The organism is Rhizobium sp. SRDI969 (genome assembly GCF_025152725.1).
GTDB lineage: Bacteria > Pseudomonadota > Alphaproteobacteria > Rhizobiales > Rhizobiaceae > Rhizobium > Rhizobium leguminosarum_I.
Genome location: NZ_CP104035.1, coordinates 1,036,282 through 1,051,227, shown reverse-complemented (window position 1 = coordinate 1,051,227; position 14,946 = coordinate 1,036,282). Strand labels below are relative to the sequence as shown.

At 61.6% G+C, this 14,946-nt stretch carries 14 protein-coding genes; 6 read left to right on the top strand and 8 right to left on the bottom strand.

Annotation, left to right across the window (positions count from 1 at the left end):
* The first annotated feature begins 325 nt into the window (after window positions 1-325).
* The 3 genes from N2A41_RS05320 to zwf all read left to right on the top strand — a co-directional run bounded on the left by N2A41_RS05320 (window position 326) and on the right by zwf (window position 4,307).
* A complete protein-coding gene (locus N2A41_RS05320) occupies window positions 326-1,600 on the top strand; it encodes a hemolysin family protein (protein WP_260110455.1) in 1,275 nt (424 codons plus the stop codon).
* A gap of 113 nt (window positions 1,601-1,713) precedes the next feature.
* Window positions 1,714-2,484, top strand: a complete 771-nt coding sequence (gene tam / locus N2A41_RS05315) for a trans-aconitate 2-methyltransferase (protein ID WP_260110454.1) — start codon at window positions 1,714-1,716, stop codon at window positions 2,482-2,484.
* A gap of 314 nt (window positions 2,485-2,798) precedes the next feature.
* Complete coding sequence (gene zwf / locus N2A41_RS05310) at window positions 2,799-4,307, top strand: glucose-6-phosphate dehydrogenase (protein WP_260110453.1); 1,509 nt, start codon at window positions 2,799-2,801, stop codon at window positions 4,305-4,307.
* A gap of 34 nt (window positions 4,308-4,341) precedes the next feature.
* On the opposite strand, the gene N2A41_RS05305 is transcribed toward zwf, so the two are convergent.
* The 3 genes from N2A41_RS05305 to N2A41_RS05295 all read right to left on the bottom strand — a co-directional run bounded on the left by N2A41_RS05305 (window position 4,342) and on the right by N2A41_RS05295 (window position 5,705).
* Window positions 4,342-4,629, bottom strand: coding sequence for a hypothetical protein (locus tag N2A41_RS05305; protein WP_222386169.1), 288 nt, complete (start codon window positions 4,627-4,629; stop codon window positions 4,342-4,344).
* A gap of 130 nt (window positions 4,630-4,759) precedes the next feature.
* The gene (locus N2A41_RS05300; protein ID WP_222386168.1) at window positions 4,760-5,215 is read right to left on the bottom strand and encodes an NUDIX hydrolase; all 456 of its coding nucleotides are present in this window, start codon (window positions 5,213-5,215) and stop codon (window positions 4,760-4,762) included.
* A 97-nt stretch (window positions 5,216-5,312) separates the two neighbouring features.
* Entirely contained in the window at window positions 5,313-5,705 is a 393-nt protein-coding gene (locus tag N2A41_RS05295; protein ID WP_003546502.1) for a hypothetical protein, read from the bottom strand.
* Between the two features lie 227 nt (window positions 5,706-5,932).
* Between N2A41_RS05295 and N2A41_RS05290 the strand changes: the two genes are divergently transcribed.
* Both N2A41_RS05290 and N2A41_RS05285 read left to right on the top strand, forming a co-directional pair.
* Window positions 5,933-7,498 carry a helicase HerA-like C-terminal domain-containing protein gene (locus N2A41_RS05290; RefSeq protein ID WP_222386167.1) on the top strand — a complete coding sequence of 522 codons (1,566 nt, stop codon included), beginning with the start codon at window positions 5,933-5,935 and terminating at the stop codon, window positions 7,496-7,498.
* 313 nt (window positions 7,499-7,811) lie between these two features.
* Window positions 7,812-9,407 carry an ABC-F family ATP-binding cassette domain-containing protein gene (locus N2A41_RS05285; RefSeq protein WP_260110452.1) on the top strand — a complete coding sequence of 532 codons (1,596 nt, stop codon included), beginning with the start codon at window positions 7,812-7,814 and terminating at the stop codon, window positions 9,405-9,407.
* 103 nt (window positions 9,408-9,510) lie between these two features.
* Here the strand turns inward: N2A41_RS05285 and N2A41_RS05280 are convergent, their stop codons facing one another.
* Window positions 9,511-9,927, bottom strand: coding sequence for a hypothetical protein (locus tag N2A41_RS05280; RefSeq protein ID WP_222386165.1), 417 nt, complete (start codon window positions 9,925-9,927; stop codon window positions 9,511-9,513).
* Entirely contained in the window at window positions 9,920-10,582 is a 663-nt protein-coding gene (locus N2A41_RS05275; protein WP_260110451.1) for a helix-turn-helix domain-containing protein, read from the bottom strand. Before N2A41_RS05275 ends, N2A41_RS05280 begins: the two co-directional genes overlap by 8 nt.
* A gap of 477 nt (window positions 10,583-11,059) precedes the next feature.
* Between N2A41_RS05275 and N2A41_RS05270 the strand changes: the two genes are divergently transcribed.
* Window positions 11,060-12,580 carry an ABC-F family ATP-binding cassette domain-containing protein gene (locus tag N2A41_RS05270; protein ID WP_260110450.1) on the top strand — a complete coding sequence of 507 codons (1,521 nt, stop codon included), beginning with the start codon at window positions 11,060-11,062 and terminating at the stop codon, window positions 12,578-12,580.
* A 200-nt stretch (window positions 12,581-12,780) separates the two neighbouring features.
* Here the strand turns inward: N2A41_RS05270 and N2A41_RS05265 are convergent, their stop codons facing one another.
* The 3 genes from N2A41_RS05265 to N2A41_RS05255 all read right to left on the bottom strand — a co-directional run bounded on the left by N2A41_RS05265 (window position 12,781) and on the right by N2A41_RS05255 (window position 14,864).
* On the bottom strand, window positions 12,781-13,560 hold the full coding sequence (locus N2A41_RS05265) for a VOC family protein (protein ID WP_170258757.1): 780 nt from the start codon (window positions 13,558-13,560) through the stop codon (window positions 12,781-12,783).
* A gap of 77 nt (window positions 13,561-13,637) precedes the next feature.
* On the bottom strand, window positions 13,638-14,105 hold the full coding sequence (locus N2A41_RS05260) for a DUF1579 domain-containing protein (RefSeq protein WP_260110449.1): 468 nt from the start codon (window positions 14,103-14,105) through the stop codon (window positions 13,638-13,640).
* Between the two features lie 30 nt (window positions 14,106-14,135).
* Window positions 14,136-14,864: a DUF899 domain-containing protein gene (locus N2A41_RS05255; RefSeq protein WP_170279163.1), complete on the bottom strand. Its 729-nt coding sequence runs from the start codon at window positions 14,862-14,864 to the stop codon at window positions 14,136-14,138.
* Window positions 14,865-14,946 lie beyond the last annotated feature (82 nt).

Sequence of the window (14,946 nt, the reverse complement as noted above, 5' to 3'; positions counted from 1 at the left end):
CGACCCATCCAGTACAACCTCCGCCCCTTCCAACCGGGATCTCCCGGCCGAGGAAGCAGGCGACCACTGTAGACCGTGCGATGACCTCCGCCCCGCCTCAGGCATATCAAGGCTCCCGCAGAGAGGGCCGTTTTCCAGACCATTGTCGATGACGGGTGGCCGCGGCTCACTTCAGAGGAGTGGTCAGATGGAACCTCAGCTGATGTCAACACGATAGTGGAAAGACGATCGGCGATGCGTCTATTCGTCTATAGAGCGTCCCTTCGAATGCCTCGCCGCTTCGCCTGATAAATGCGGCATTCCAACCTCAACGAATAGGGTCCCTGTGTTTCTGGAAATTGGAATTGTGGCGTTTCTCACCATCCTGAACGGTGTGCTCGCCATGTCGGAGTTGGCCGTTGTGTCTTCTCGAACGGCCCGCCTGAAGGTTCTCTCCGACGATGGAAGCAAGGGTGCAGCTCAAGCGATCAAACTTGCCGAAAACCCCGGTCGTTTTCTCTCTACGGTGCAGATCGGCATTACGCTGGTCGGCGTTCTATCCGGCGCTTTCTCAGGGGCTACGCTCGGCGCCCGCCTGAGCGGATGGCTGGAAGCCCAGGGGATGTCATCGACGGCCGCTGATGCCATGGGCGTAGGTTCAGTCGTCGTGGCAATCACATATCTTTCGTTGATCGTCGGCGAACTTGTTCCCAAGCAGATCGCATTGCGGGAACCCGAAGCGGTTGCGGCTAAGGTCGCACCCGCTATGGCGGTCCTTTCAAAAGTCGCGCTGCCCCTCGTGTGGCTTCTCAACGCCTCCGGAGATCTTGTGCTCAAGCTCTTGGGCCAAACAGGAAAAGGTGGCGACAATGTCTCTGACGCGGAGATCAAAACTGTTCTGGCCGAGGCGCAGTCGGCCGGCGTGATCGAAAGCGAAGAGTCCGCGATGATATCAGGCGTCATGCGGCTGGCGGACCGCACCGCCCGAGCGCTTATGACGCCCCGGCGAGACGTCGAAATTATCGATATCGACGACAGCCTTGATGAAATTCGGACCCAGTTGCACAGGACGAAGCGGTCGCGGTTGCCCGTACGAAAAGGCAGTTCGGACGAGGTGATCGGCATCCTTCCGGTCAAGGATTTTTACGACTCGATGTCCGAACACGGCAGTGCCGACATCAAGGCTCTGACGCAAGACGTCCCGGTGGTTTCAGACCTTTCAACTGCCATCAATGTTATTGAAGCCATCCGGAAATCGCCCGTTCACATGGTGTTGGTTTTCGACGAGTACGGCCATTTCGAGGGGATTGTCTCGTCGGGTGACATTTTGGAAGCAATCATGGGGGCTCTTCAGGAGGGACCTGCCGATGAACAGGCCATCGCTCGTCGAGATGACGGCTCTTATCTCGTGTCGGGCTGGACGCCGATTGACGAGTTCGCTGAATTCTTAAACCTCAAGCTCGATGGCGATCTGGAGTATCAGACTGTCGCTGGGCTGGTGTTGGAAGAGTTGAAACATCTGCCGGAATTGGGCGAGAGCTTCACGAGAGATGGATGGCGCTTCGAAGTCGTCGATCTCGACGGGAGGCGCGTGGACAAAATACTTGTGTCGGCTGAGTGAAGCTTCGTCTCAGCCGACTTCGCCGATGAGATCGTCAAGCTCGATGGCCGCAACATAGACAAGATCCGCATCCGCCACATGGAAGATGTGGCCTGACAGTAGGAGCGAGCATCATGGCATGGTCCGCCAACCAGTATGTGAAATTCGAGGACGAGCGCACGCGACCGGCGCGTGACCTGTTGGCACAGGTGCCGCTGCAAAACATTCGTCATGCCATCGATCTCGGCTGCGGCCCGGGCAATTCGACCGAGCTGATCATCGGGCGCTATGGGGCGGAGGGCGTCTCGGGCGTCGATAGCGACATGAACATGCTGGAGGCAGCGCGCAAGCGGCTTCCAGGTACCGCCTTCGTCGAGGCCGATCTCACCCGCTGGCAGCCGGCCCAACCCGCCGACCTTTTGTTTGCCAATGCCGTCTTCCAATGGCTTCCCGATCATCTCGATATCTTCGATCGGTTGATGGACGGGCTTTCCGAAGGCGGCGTGCTGGCCGTGCAGATGCCCGACAATCTCGGCGAACCCTCGCATCTGGCGATGGAGGAAACGGCGCATGCCGGCCCGTGGAAGACTGCCTTCGAGGCGAAGAGCGTGCGCCGCAGGGCGCTGCCGCCGCCGTCCACCTATTACTCCAGGCTGATCGCCAAAGCTTCACGCGTCGATATCTGGCACACCATCTACAATCACCCGATGGCGGATGCCGCGGCGATCGTCGAATGGGTGAAGGGAACCGGTCTGATGCCCTATCTCGCCAATGCCGGCGAAAAGCATCGCGACGCCTTCCTGGCGGATTATCTGGAGCGGTTGGAAAAGGCCTATCCAAAGATGTCGGACGGACGGGTGCTGCTGCGGTTTCCTAGGATTTTCATGGTGGCGGTGAAGGGGTAAAGCCGGCCGCTGCCGGCATGTCCGGTTCGCGCCGATGGTAGCCCTCACCTAAACCTACCGTGTGGCTTGCCCCTCACCCTAACCCTCTCCCCGTAAAAACGGGGCGAGGGGACGTGGCCCGCGAGAGGCTGGCGGGGAACGGAGAGGTCGCGGCATATCCCCTTCGCCCCGCCTGCGGGGAGAAGGTGCCGGCAGGCGGATGAGGGGCGGCCGAGAGCGCCAGAGGATGTCAAATGCCTGTTACCCCTCACCGCCTATGTTGCGGCAAAGCCGGCGCGCAGTATAGTCGGCCGGAAAATCCAAGGAGATGACACATGGACGCTGCCCCTACCCCGCCGGTCACCCTCGTCATCTTCGGCGCCACGGGAGATCTGACGCGCCGGCTGCTGGTGCCGGCGATCATCAATCTGACGCGCAGCCGCCTCGTCGGCGAGGATCTCCACATTCTCGGCATCGGCATAGAGCCAGGTGACGACGAGTTTCTGCGCGGGCGGCTCGACCAATTCCTCAGCCATCTGGGCGGCGAAGAGCCGACGGTGAAGGACGAGGCCTGGGAGAGCCTGCGCCGGCGCATTTCCTATACGTCCGGGGATTTCACCAAGGACGATATTTTCGTCGAGATCCGCAAGCGGCTGGGGCCGAATGCCAATGCCGCTTTTTATCTCGCGGTGCCGCCATCCTTTTTCGGCACGATCGTCGAGAAGCTCGCCGCCCACGGGCTGACCGATGAAAGCGACGGCGTCTTCCGCCGCGTCGCGATCGAGAAGCCGTTCGGCACCGATCTCGCCTCGGCACAGGCGCTCAATGCGCAGATTCTCGCCCAGGTCGAAGAAAGCCAAGTCTACCGGCTCGACCATTTCCTCGGCAAGGAGACGGTGCAGAACCTGATGACGGCGCGCTTTGCCAATATGATGATCGAGTCCTTGTGGAATAACCGCTATATCGACCATGTGCAGATCACCGCCGCCGAGATCGTCGATGTCGGCAGCCGCGGCAAATTCTATGATGCAACCGGCGCGCTGCGCGACATGGTGCCGAACCATCTCTTCCAACTGCTGGCGATGATCGCCATGGAGCCGCCAAACAGCTTCGATGCCGAAGCAATCCGCAACGAGAAGAGCAAGGTGCTGAAGGCGCTGCGCATCTATACGCCTGAGGAAGCCAAGACGCATGGCGTGCGCGGCGCCTATGGCGCAGGCCCGCTCAATGGCGCCGAGCTTCCGGCCTATCGCGACACAAAGGACATCTCGCCCGACAGCAGGACTGAGACCTTCGTGGCGCTGAAACTCTATGCCGATACCTGGCGCTGGGCCGGTGTGCCCTTCTATCTCAGGACTGGCAAGGCGCTGACGGCGCGCGACACCGAGATCGTCATCACCTTCCAGCCGGTGCCGTTTGCGCAGTTTCGCGAGACCGAGGTCAATAGTCGCCTGCCGCCAAACCGGCTGGTGATCCAGGTGCAGCCCGACGAGGGCATGAGCATGGAAATCTCGATCAAATCGCCGGGGCTTTCCGTCGATACCGTGCCGGTCTCGCTCGATTTCCGCTATGCCGACAAATTCGATATCGCCAAGACGACCGGCTATGAATCGCTGCTCTACGATCTCTTCATCGGCGACCAGACCCTGTTCCAGCGCGCCGACGGCATCGAGGCCGGATGGGCGGCGGTGCAACCCTTCCTCGACATCTGGGCTGAGGATCAGAGCGTACCCGACGCTTACGCGCCGGGCAGCATGGGACCGGCTTGCGCCTACGAACTGATCCAGCGCGACAGGCGGCAGTGGCATGAACTCGGCGTTTTGTTGCATAGAAACGGCAAATAAAGACGGTTCTGCTTTCCAATCCGGGACTATCCCGTCAGCGGCAGGCGTCGCTTAGCGTACCGTTGCGCTCGGCCGCGCGGTACTGACGCGTTCCGGGCCGTGGGCAAGTGGGCCGATCCCGCGGAATGACGACGTTGATGTCACCGGTTTCGACTGGATCGAGTGGAATCATCAGTGCGCCATTGGATTCCGCCCCCGGCACCGTGCCGGGCGGCATACCGCCGAAGCGGCCGCTATAGTCCATATCAGCAAGCGCCTGGGAAAAGGCCGGCGCGGCGAAGCCGAGGAGAATGATCGAGGCTGCTGCGAGAAACATACGCATGATGCTATTCCCTATGGTTTCAGCGATGCGGCAGAAACAGCATTATAACCTCATTGTTCCCAAGGAGCGAACGCAGGCGATCAAAGTTTGGCGATCGGACTACACGGCGTCGAAATGGTGTCGTCTCGGCTCAATCGCGCCAGCGCGACAGCAGTTTGTCGAGGCCTGTCGGATAGAGATCGATGCCGGCGTTACGCAGCCGGTCGCGGCCGAACCAGCGCGCTGTCGCCGCCGTCTCGTCGAGTTCGCAGTAGCGGATTTCGTCGCGTTCATAGAGCGATGCATTGGCCAGTTCGATGTCGGCGGCGAAGATGAATTCGTGACCGGTCGCGCCATGATGCTCGTAGATGTTTTCAAGCAGATGCCAGGGGCCGACGATCCGGATATCGGTCTGGAGTTCCTCGCCAAATTCGCGGTGCAGGGCCTCTTCGCGGCTCTCACCGAATTCGATCGCGCCGCCGAGCGGGCGAACGCCCTTGATGCGGCCACTGTCATCCTCCACTTCAGCCGCAAGGAGCTGATCTTTCCGCCAGGCGAGGCCGATCACCTTCACCCTGATCTGCTGCGATGGGCGCCAGATGGCCATCTGCTCTCCTTCCATAGGGACAGTGCTTGCTTTTCACCCCGGTGTGGCGGGAACAGTGAGCCCCGCAACAAAGCGAGGCTCCTGCCGATCCCTTGTCTCAGACGAACTGGCTGAGGCCCGGGACGGAAGCGACGACCTCGTCGACGACCTCTTCGCCGGCATATTGTTTGGCAATCGCGATGGTTTCCTTGGCAAGCGAGGTGATCTCGCCCATGCCGAGGCCTTCGCCCATCAGCTGCTGGCCGAGCCCCATGATGCCGCCGCCGCCGAGCGAGCTCATCAGCCCGCCGAGCAGACCGCCGCCGCCGGCACCTGCGCCGTTGAACTGGGCGACTAGATCGGCGCCGCCGGGGATCGCTTCGATCATCTTGGCAACCGGGCCATCGGCGGCCTCGCGCTGCAGGAAACCGAGCATCATGCCGAGCGCCTTTTCGGCCAAATCAGGCGCAATACCTACGCGATCGGCGATCTGGGTCACAATTTCATTCATCGTTCAGCCTCCTGTTTTTTTGACGTTAACGTCAGCGTTAATCGAGATTTTGACAGCAACTCAAGCCAGCCCCTCGCCGGGCGCCACTTTGTCCGGTTTTGCTTTCAATGCAAACAGTTGTCCGCATGCGCATGCCTGCTTATAACAGGGAAACGATGGTTCGATGAAGGCAGCAGAAGCAAGCCTTCTCATACAAATGGCGGCAGAGCCCCAAGGGAGCATTCCGGATGATCGAGGAAGGCAAGATTTTCATCGGCGCGAGCCGCAATCCCGATGACAGCATCAACAAGCCGGAATATCTCGACCTGAAATTCGGCAACCGCCACGGCCTCGTCACCGGCGCTACCGGCACTGGCAAGACGGTGACGCTGCAGGTGCTGGCCGAAGGCTTCTCCCGCGCCGGTGTTCCGGTCTTTGCGGCTGATATCAAGGGCGATCTTTCCGGCATCGCCGCCAAGGGCGAGCCCAAGGATTTCCTGACGAAGCGTGCCGAGCAGATCGGCTTCACCGACTATGAATTCGACCAGTTTCCGGTGATTTTCTGGGATCTGTTCGGCGAGAAGGGCCACCGGGTGCGCACCACCATCGCCGAGATGGGACCGCTGCTGCTCGCCCGGCTGATGGATGCCTCCGAACCGCAGGAAGGCGTCATCAACATCGCCTTCAAAATCGCCGACCAGGGCGGCCTGCCGCTGCTCGATCTCAAGGATTTCAGCTCGCTGCTCAACTATATGGGCGAGAACGCCAGCCAACTTTCCAGCCAGTACGGGCTGATCTCCAAGGCCTCGGTCGGCTCGATCCAGCGGGCGCTGCTCGTACTCGAACAGCAGGGTGCGGAGCATTTCTTCGGTGAACCGGCGCTGAAGATTTCCGACATCATGCGCACCAGCAACAACGGCTACGGCCAGATCTCGGTGCTGGCTGCCGACAAGCTTATGATGAACCCGCGGCTTTACGCCACTTTCCTGCTCTGGCTGCTCTCCGAGCTTTTCGAGGAATTGCCCGAGGTGGGCGACCCCGACAAGCCGAAGCTCGTCTTCTTCTTCGACGAGGCGCACCTGCTCTTCAACGATGCGCCGAAGGTGCTGACCGAACGTGTCGAGCAGGTCGTACGGCTGATTCGTTCCAAGGGCGTCGGCGTCTATTTCGTCACACAGAATCCGCTCGACGTGCCCGAAACGGTGCTCGCCCAGCTCGGCAACCGGGCGCAGCATGCGCTGCGCGCCTATTCGCCGCGCGAGCAGAAGGCGGTGAGGACGGCGGCCGATACATTCCGTGCGAATCCGGCCTTCGATTGCGCCACCGTCATCACCAATCTCGGCACCGGCGAGGCGCTGGTCTCGACGCTGGAGGCCAAGGGCGCGCCTTCGATCGTCGAGCGCACGCTGGTGCGCCCACCCTCCGGCCGCGTCGGCCCGGTGACCGATGACGAGCGCCGGCAGATCATGGACAAGAGTCCGGTTCTCGGCGTCTACGACGAGGATGTCGACCGCGAATCCGCCTTCGAACTGCTGGCCGCACGAGCGAAGAAGGCGGCCGATGCCGAGGCCGCCAAGCGAGCCCAGGAAGAAGCGCCTCCGCAGCAGGGCAACTCGACCTCCGGCTGGAACCTGCCGGGCTTCGGCGGCGGCAATGACGATGACAACCAGGGCCGCGGCCAATCGCGCGGCCGGGCGTCCGGCTATCAGCGCGAAACGGTGGTGGAAGCGGCAATGAAGAGCGTTGCGCGCACAGTGGCGACTCAAGTCGGCCGGGCTCTGGTGCGCGGGATCTTGGGGAGCTTAAAGCGGTAGGTCTGCTGACTGCCGTAAGCCCCTCATCCGCCTGCCGGCACCTTCTCCCCGCTCGCGGGGCGAAGGGGAATAGCAGCAACCTCTCCGTTCCTCGCCGACGTCTCGCAAGGCACGTCCCCTCGCCCCGTTTACGGGGAGAGGGTTAGGGTGAGGGGCAACTTCCTACGCCTTCTCTGATCGTTCCCCTTCTTGAACCTTCAGCCTTCATTCCCTAAATTACCTGCCATCGACCATTTCAACAGGATGTGTGCCGCAATGGATTTCAACCCGATCGCAACGCCAGTTCGCCTTGCCAACGGGGACATCCATATCCATGCCTGCATCCATCATTCTTTCTCAAATTTCATGGTCCGCGCCTGACGGGCGGCCGCTTTTTTCCAATCTTGACCTGAGTTTCGGGGCGGAGCGTACCGGTCTCGTCGGGCGCAACGGCGTCGGCAAGACGACGCTGCTCAAGCTCGTCTCCGGGGAACTCCAGTCGCATTCGGGGACGGTATCCGTCAGCGGCAGTCTCGGCGTGCTGCGGCAGAGCGTTCAGGTGACGTCTGACGAAACGGTTGCCGATCTCTTCGGCGTGACCGACGCGCTCGCTATTCTTCGCCGTGCCGAAGCCGGCGAGGCAACGGCCGACGAGGTGGCATCCGCGGACTGGGTGCTGGAGGCGCGCATCGCCGCAGCGCTCAATCGGACAGGGCTCGACGCGCTGCCGGAGACGCCGCTTGCCGTGCTCTCCGGCGGGCAGCGCACCCGTGCCGGGCTTGCGGCGCTTGTTTTCACCGAGCCGGACTTTCTGCTGCTCGACGAACCCACAAACAATCTCGACCGCGAGGGCCGCGACGCGGTGATCGCGCTGATGTCAGGCTGGCGGGCCGGCGCCATCATCGTCAGCCATGACCGGGAACTGCTCGAAAGTGTCGACGCGATTGTCGAACTGACGTCGCTCGGTGCCGCGCGCTACGGCGGCAACTGGAGCTATTATCGCGAGCGCAAGGCGCTTGAGCTCGCAGCGGCACGGCATGATCTCACTGAAGCTGACAAACGCATGGCCGAGGTGGCAAGGAAGGCGCAGGCGACGGTGGAGCGCCAGGCGCAGCGGGACAGCGCTGGACGGAAGATCGCCGCCAAGGGCGGCATACCGCGCATCATGCTCGGCGGCATGAAGGAGCGGAGCGAAACGACCGGCGGCGACAATGCCCGCCTCGCCGAACGCCGGCGCGCCCAGGCGCTGGAAGAGGCAAGGGTGGCGCGCGAGAAGATCGAGATCCTCCAGCCCTTGACGGTCACCCTGCCGCCGACCGGGCTGCCGGCCGGCAAGATCGTGCTGAAGATGGATGGCGTGACATCGGGCTACCAGCCGGGTGATCCCGTCATCCGCAATCTCTCCCTCGACGTGACGGGACCGGAACGTATCGCCGTCACCGGCCGCAACGGCTCGGGCAAGACGACCTTGCTGGCGCTTATTGCCGGCGAGCTGAAACCCTGGGCCGGCACGGTCAACGTCATGACCGACCTCTCGATGCTCGATCAGAAGGTCAGCCTTCTCGATCCGTCGGCCTCGATCCGCGACAATTTTCGCCGGATCAATCCGCTGGCCGATGAAAATACCTGCCGGGCGGCGCTTGCCCGCTTCATGTTCAGAGCAGACGCTGCGCTGCAGGCCGTATCGACGCTGAGCGGCGGGCAATTGCTGCGGGCGGGCCTCGCCTGCGTCCTGGGATCATCACCGCCGCCGCTGTTGATCCTCGACGAGCCGACCAACCATCTCGACATCGACTCGATATCAGCGGTCGAGGCAGGACTGCGCGCCTATGACGGCGCGCTGCTGGTGGTCAGCCACGACGAGACATTCCTCAGGAGTATCGGGATAACGCGGCGGCTGGAGCTGCTTGGCGGCGAGCCGGCCGGATAAATCAGAAATTGGGTCGCAACTGCGCCAAAGACAGGCGGACGCATGCCAATTGTCGGCCAGCCATATGCGGCCACTGGCATCGCCGATGCCGGCACCACGGCGGTTATTTCGAAAGAACGACTTCGGCCCAGGCTGCGAACTCTTCGAGGCGCTCGAGGGCGCGTAACGCGTCGTCGCGCGTCTTCGCCCTCGAACCGTACTGCACTTCGTCCTTCTGTTCGAGAAGTGTCTTGAGATTCGCTTCCTGTCTGTTCGGCAGTTCGTTGCCCAGTGCGCCACGAAGGAGTTTGACGACCGCCTGATGATCTCCTTGGTTGATCTCGCCCTTAAACTTAGCGGTGACCGCGTCTGCATAGGCGATCACACAGTTGATCACGGTGGAGATCGAGGGGTTTCCAATGTCGCCGGGATCGGCGACCGCATTGCTGTTGCGAGCATCCTTGAGATAGCCACGAGCGACGGCGAGCCTTCCAGCAACATAGGTGCCGTCCTTTTTCTTCGTGGACCCGGTTCTAACCATCCGCGCGCCCCCTGACCCGTGCCGCAAGATCCTCTGGGCGTGCTCCCTGCAGGACGATGGCGTCTTCGAGCATCGAGTTCCACCAACGATCCCTATCGCGGTCGAGGCGACTAACGTCATCGAGGTCCAAGCCAACGACCGAAGGAGTGAATCCTAGCGACCTTGACGACTGCCGCAGATTCTCTCTCACCTTTTCGACAATTCCCGCAAGGACTTCCCGGCGGGCGATAAGGCCGATATCCAGATCGCTGCCGAGGTGATCCTCACCCCTTGCCACACTACCGTAGACAAAGAGACTCGAAAGATCCGGCGTCTGTTCTCCCGCGCTGAGACGTACGGCATCGAGCATCTTCTCGAACCTCACGGATTCGGCGCCGAACAGCGCCTTGATCTGCGGCGCCAGATAATAATCGTGATTGAACCGGTGCAGGCGACTGTGCCCCGAACCTTCGGTGACGATCGCACCACATTCTTCCAGGGAGATCAGACCCTGTCGCGTGCCGGTCTTCGAGAGCTTCGCTCGCCGTGTGATGTCCGAACTGGAGAGCGGTCCGCCGTGGGCAGCGAGGACACGCAGAACGCGAACGTTGGAATCGACCCCAAACACGGTGTCGAGCGGCGCCCGCATTGCACTCTGTGGTTCTGATCGTGCCACATCTTTCTCCAGACGGATATCAAATCGGTTGATCCGATATCCGATCAAATCATTTAATATTAGATTGCTTGATCCGATATTAAACCATCATAAGACTAGGGGCAATCGTCTGGATCGTCCTCAGAACTATCGGCACCGGTCCGGCGCCGGGAATATCGGAGACTCCGAGCTCCCTTGCCTCCTTTTGCGGGCAATGTTATTGGAATCTCACAACCCTTCGAGAAAGGAGGATCACGCAATGCAATATTATTTTCGGTTTAATCGCCAGCGTGGTCCCGTCGACGCCCTGCAAATGCGTTTGCAGGGCTGACCAGAGACCGTTTCTCGACATCTCTTCCTGGTCTGCCCTTCGTGGCCAATGCGACGCCGTAGCTGACAGCGCGCATTCCTCTCATTTTCCGGCTCGAACCGCGCAATCCCGTGATGGCTGAACGCCCCGGACCGCGCCTGATACCCGGTCAAGACCAGAGAACGATCATGACACTCATCAATATCCGCAATCTCGGCGTGACGCTGGGCAATCCCTTGTTTTCCAAGCTCGATCTCGTCGTCAATGCCGGCGACCGCATCGGCCTCGTCTCGGCCAACGGACGGGGGAAATCAACGCTGCTTGCCTGCATCACCGGCGCGCTGGAGCCGAGCGAGGGCGAGATCACCAAGGCGCGCGGGCTGACCATCGGCCATGTCGCGCAGAATGTGCCGCCTGCCCTTTTCGACACGCCGTTCTACGATGCGGTGCTGCAGGCGCTGCCGGCCGATCAGGCCGAAAGCGAGAGCTGGCGGGTCGACGTGGTGCTGGACTCGCTCGATGTGCCGGAGGCCATGCGCGGCCGGCCGCTGAAACAGTTGAGCGGCGGATGGCAGCGGCTTGCCATGCTTGCCCGAACCTGGGTGAGCGAACCCGACGTGCTTCTGCTCGACGAGCCGACCAATCATCTCGACCTCGAAAAGATCACGCAGCTGGAGGGCTGGCTAAATGCGCTGCCGCGCGACGTGCCGGTCATCCTGTCCAGCCACGACCGCGCCTTTCTCGATGCGACGACCAACCGGACGCTGTTCCTGCGGCCGGAGCAATCGCCGGTCTTCGCCCTGCCCTACACACGAGCGCGCGCTGCCCTCGACGCGGCCGACGCTTCCGAGGCCCGGCGCTACGAGCGCGACATGAAGGTGGCGGAGCAGTTGCGGAAGCAGGCGGCCAAACTCAACAATATCGGCATCAATTCCGGCAGCGATCTGCTCGTCGTCAAGACGAAGCAGCTCAAGCAGCGGGCGGAGAAGCTGGAGGACGCGGCAAAACCGGCGCACCTGGAGCGCTCGGCCGGCGCCATCCGGCTTGCCAATCGCGGCACGCATGCCAAGGTGCTGGTGACGCTGGAGGATGCAGCAGTGACAACGCCGGATGGAACGCTGCTGTTCAAAACCGGCCGGCAGTTCATCTGCCAGGGCGACCGCATCGTGCTGCTCGGCCTCAACGGCGCCGGCAAGTCACGGCTGGTGTCGATGCTGAAGCTGGCGATCGAAAGACCGGATTCCGCACGCGACAGCATCAAGGCGACGCCTTCGCTGGTGCTCGGCTATGGCGACCAGGCGCTTGCCGATCTCACTGACACCGATACGCCGATCGGCACGATCATCCGCCGCTTCGATGTAGGCGACCAGCGGGCCCGCGCCTTGCTGGCCGGTGCCGGCATGACGATCGACATGCAAGCAAAACCGATCGGCCAACTCTCCGGCGGCCAGAAAGCGCGGCTCGGCATGCTGGTGCTGCGGCTGACGGAACCGAACTTCACCCTGCTCGACGAGCCGACCAACCATCTCGACATCGAGGGACAGGAGGCGCTGGAGAGTGAGTTGATGGCGCATGAAGCGAGCTGCCTGCTGGTCTCCCACGACCGCAGTTTTGTGCGGGCGGTGGGAAACCGGTTCTGGCTGATCGAGAGGAAGCGGCTGGTGGAGGTAGAGAGCCCGGAAGGATTTTTTGCTTCGGTTGCGGGGTGAACGGATGGTGGGGCGTGCCGTGGGGCATTGCCCCTCACCCTAACCCTCTCCCCGTAAACGGGGAGAGGGGACGTGCCCTGCGAGGGGTGGGCGGGGAACGCAGAGGTCGCGGCATATCCCCTTCGCCCCGTTTACGGGGAGAAGGTGGCGGCAGCCGGATGAGGGGGCCGCACGGCACGCCGCCAACGATGCGCTAAACCCTACCGCTTCGGTGCCACCAGGCAGAAGAAGGCGCCTTGGGGGTCGGTGGCCTGGATGATCCAGCTGCCGCCGGGGACTTCCATCGGGCCGTGGACGACCTTGCCGCCGCCTGATGTGAGGCGTTCGGTTGCGGCGTCGAGGGTCGGCACGATGAAATAATAACACCAGAACGGCATCTGGATGTTTTCCGGCTTGGTCATCATGCCGCCGATCTGCTTGCCGTTATGGGCGAAGAGATAATAGACGCCCATCGGTCCCATATCCATCTCGCTGTCCTTCGTCCAGCCGAACAGCTTGGAATAGAAGGCCAGCGCCTCTTTGCCATTGCCGGCATAGAGTTCGCGCCAGCCGATATTGCCGGGAGCGTCGACGGCCAGTTCCGGCATGGGCTTCTCCATCGGCGCCGGCGTCATGATGCAGAGTACCGCGCCATGCGGATCGGCGACGACGGCGAAGCGGCCGATGGTCGGGATGTCTTCCGGCGGACGGCGGACCGAACCGCCATTGGCGGCGAAATCCTTGGCCGTCTGGTCGACGTCGTCGACGTCGACATACCCCGTCCAGTTCGGCGGAATGCCCTTGCCTTCGAGTTCGGCCGGAAATTCCATCAGGCCGGCGACGCCGATGCCGTTCGCCTCGAAGATCGTGTAGGTGGGCATGCCCTCCATTTTCATCTCGGAGGTGGTCCAGCCGACGACCGAGCTGTAGAATTTCGCGGCAGCTGATGTGTCGGGGGTCATCAACTCGCACCAGATGAACTTTCCATGCGTCTCAGACATCATACTCTCCCTATTTCGACGCCCCTCTTCCGAGGCCTCCTATGAGGCCTCTTTTTCGAGGATGGGCGCCGTGATTGTCAGATCCTGCGGGCGTATTGCGCTTCCGTGAACTGCTTCCAGGAGCCATCCGGCTGCCTGGTGCTGGAGATAAAGCTGCTTTGATCGGCATCGACGAAGATGATCTGCTCGCGGTAATCGGCAAGGCCCTCGCCAGTGAAGTCGGGACCTCTCGTATAGAGGTCCAGCACGTTGCCCGACGCGTCGACCTCGCCCTCATAGACCCACATATAATCCATCATGCTGCCGATCCAGCTGCCGATGTACTTGCCTTTTGCGGCGTTGTAGCCAAGCGTCAGGATGCTGGTGGCCTCCTTACCGTCCGGCATGCGGCCGGTTCCTTCGGCGACGAACCAGATGCCGTGCAGCGAGCGGACGGTCTCGGCCCAGGGTTCGCCGCCCGTCATGTCGGGTGCGGTGACGGTCCAGTCGCCAAGCAGTCTCTCCAGGAAGGAATGTTCCTTCAGCACTTCAGCGGTCTTCATCATCTCTTCTCCCTTGAGTGATGGCGGCCTATGTCAGTGACAGCAGGATGGCGCCTTCGGGGCCTCCTCATATTCGTCGTGGCGGCGCACGAAATTCATCGTGCTGTCCTCGTTGCGGCCCTTCGGCGCGCGGTCGAGGATCATCAGGGTTCCGATCAGTTCTTCCGGGCCGCGGGCATAACTCGAATAGGTGTGGAAGACCTCGCCCTTGTCGTTGCGGTAGAAAGCGCTGAGGCCGGGCAGTTCGTCATTGGCATCAGCCGGCTGCATCGGGGTGAAATTGTAGAAGACCTTGTCTTTGGCAAGGTCCTCCGGGCTGAAAGAAACGTGATAATCGAAATTAAAATCGCTGCCGAAGGAGGAGACCCAGGGAAATTTCCAGCCCATGCGCTGTTTATAGGCGACGATCTTATCGAGCGGCGCGCGCGAAACGGCGACCCAGGTGACGTCGTGATGGTTCAGATGCGGCAGGGCGCCATCGACATGATCCGACAGGAAGGAGCAGCCGGTGCAGCCGGCATCCCAATCCGGGCCGAGCATGAAATGGTAGATCAACAGCTGGCTGCGGCCGTCGAAGAGATCGGCGAGAGACTTCCTGCCCTCCGGCGTTTCGAAGACATAGTCCTTGTCGACCTTCACCCAGGGCAGCGCCAGACGGGCAGCGTTGACGCTGTCGCGCAGCCGTGTCGCCTCCTTCTCCTTTGCCAGCAGGGCACGCCGGGCTTCGAGCCATTCTTCGCGGGAAACAACCTCATTCTGCATGAAATACGCCCTCCTCCGGCGCTTGCCGGTGAAGCCGGCCAATCTCCTTCTCCTTGACTAAATACATTGATATCAATAGAAA

Excerpts from the sequence above, each read along its gene's own strand:
- tam (WP_260110454.1), top strand. The coding sequence starts at position 1,714 with ATGGCATGGTCCGCCAACCAGTATGTGAAATTCGAGGACGAGCGCACG.
- zwf (WP_260110453.1), top strand. The coding sequence starts at position 2,799 with ATGGACGCTGCCCCTACCCCGCCGGTCACCCTCGTCATCTTCGGCGCC.
- N2A41_RS05305 (WP_222386169.1), bottom strand. The coding sequence starts at position 4,629 with ATGCGTATGTTTCTCGCAGCAGCCTCGATCATTCTCCTCGGCTTCGCC.
- N2A41_RS05300 (WP_222386168.1), bottom strand. The coding sequence starts at position 5,215 with ATGGCCATCTGGCGCCCATCGCAGCAGATCAGGGTGAAGGTGATCGGC.
- N2A41_RS05295 (WP_003546502.1), bottom strand. The coding sequence starts at position 5,705 with ATGAATGAAATTGTGACCCAGATCGCCGATCGCGTAGGTATTGCGCCT.
- N2A41_RS05290 (WP_222386167.1), top strand. The coding sequence starts at position 5,933 with ATGATCGAGGAAGGCAAGATTTTCATCGGCGCGAGCCGCAATCCCGAT.
- N2A41_RS05285 (WP_260110452.1), top strand. The coding sequence starts at position 7,812 with ATGCCTGCATCCATCATTCTTTCTCAAATTTCATGGTCCGCGCCTGAC.
- N2A41_RS05280 (WP_222386165.1), bottom strand. The coding sequence starts at position 9,927 with ATGGTTAGAACCGGGTCCACGAAGAAAAAGGACGGCACCTATGTTGCT.
- N2A41_RS05270 (WP_260110450.1), top strand. The coding sequence starts at position 11,060 with ATGACACTCATCAATATCCGCAATCTCGGCGTGACGCTGGGCAATCCC.
- N2A41_RS05265 (WP_170258757.1), bottom strand. The coding sequence starts at position 13,560 with ATGTCTGAGACGCATGGAAAGTTCATCTGGTGCGAGTTGATGACCCCC.
- N2A41_RS05260 (WP_260110449.1), bottom strand. The coding sequence starts at position 14,105 with ATGATGAAGACCGCTGAAGTGCTGAAGGAACATTCCTTCCTGGAGAGA.
- N2A41_RS05255 (WP_170279163.1), bottom strand. The coding sequence starts at position 14,864 with ATGCAGAATGAGGTTGTTTCCCGCGAAGAATGGCTCGAAGCCCGGCGT.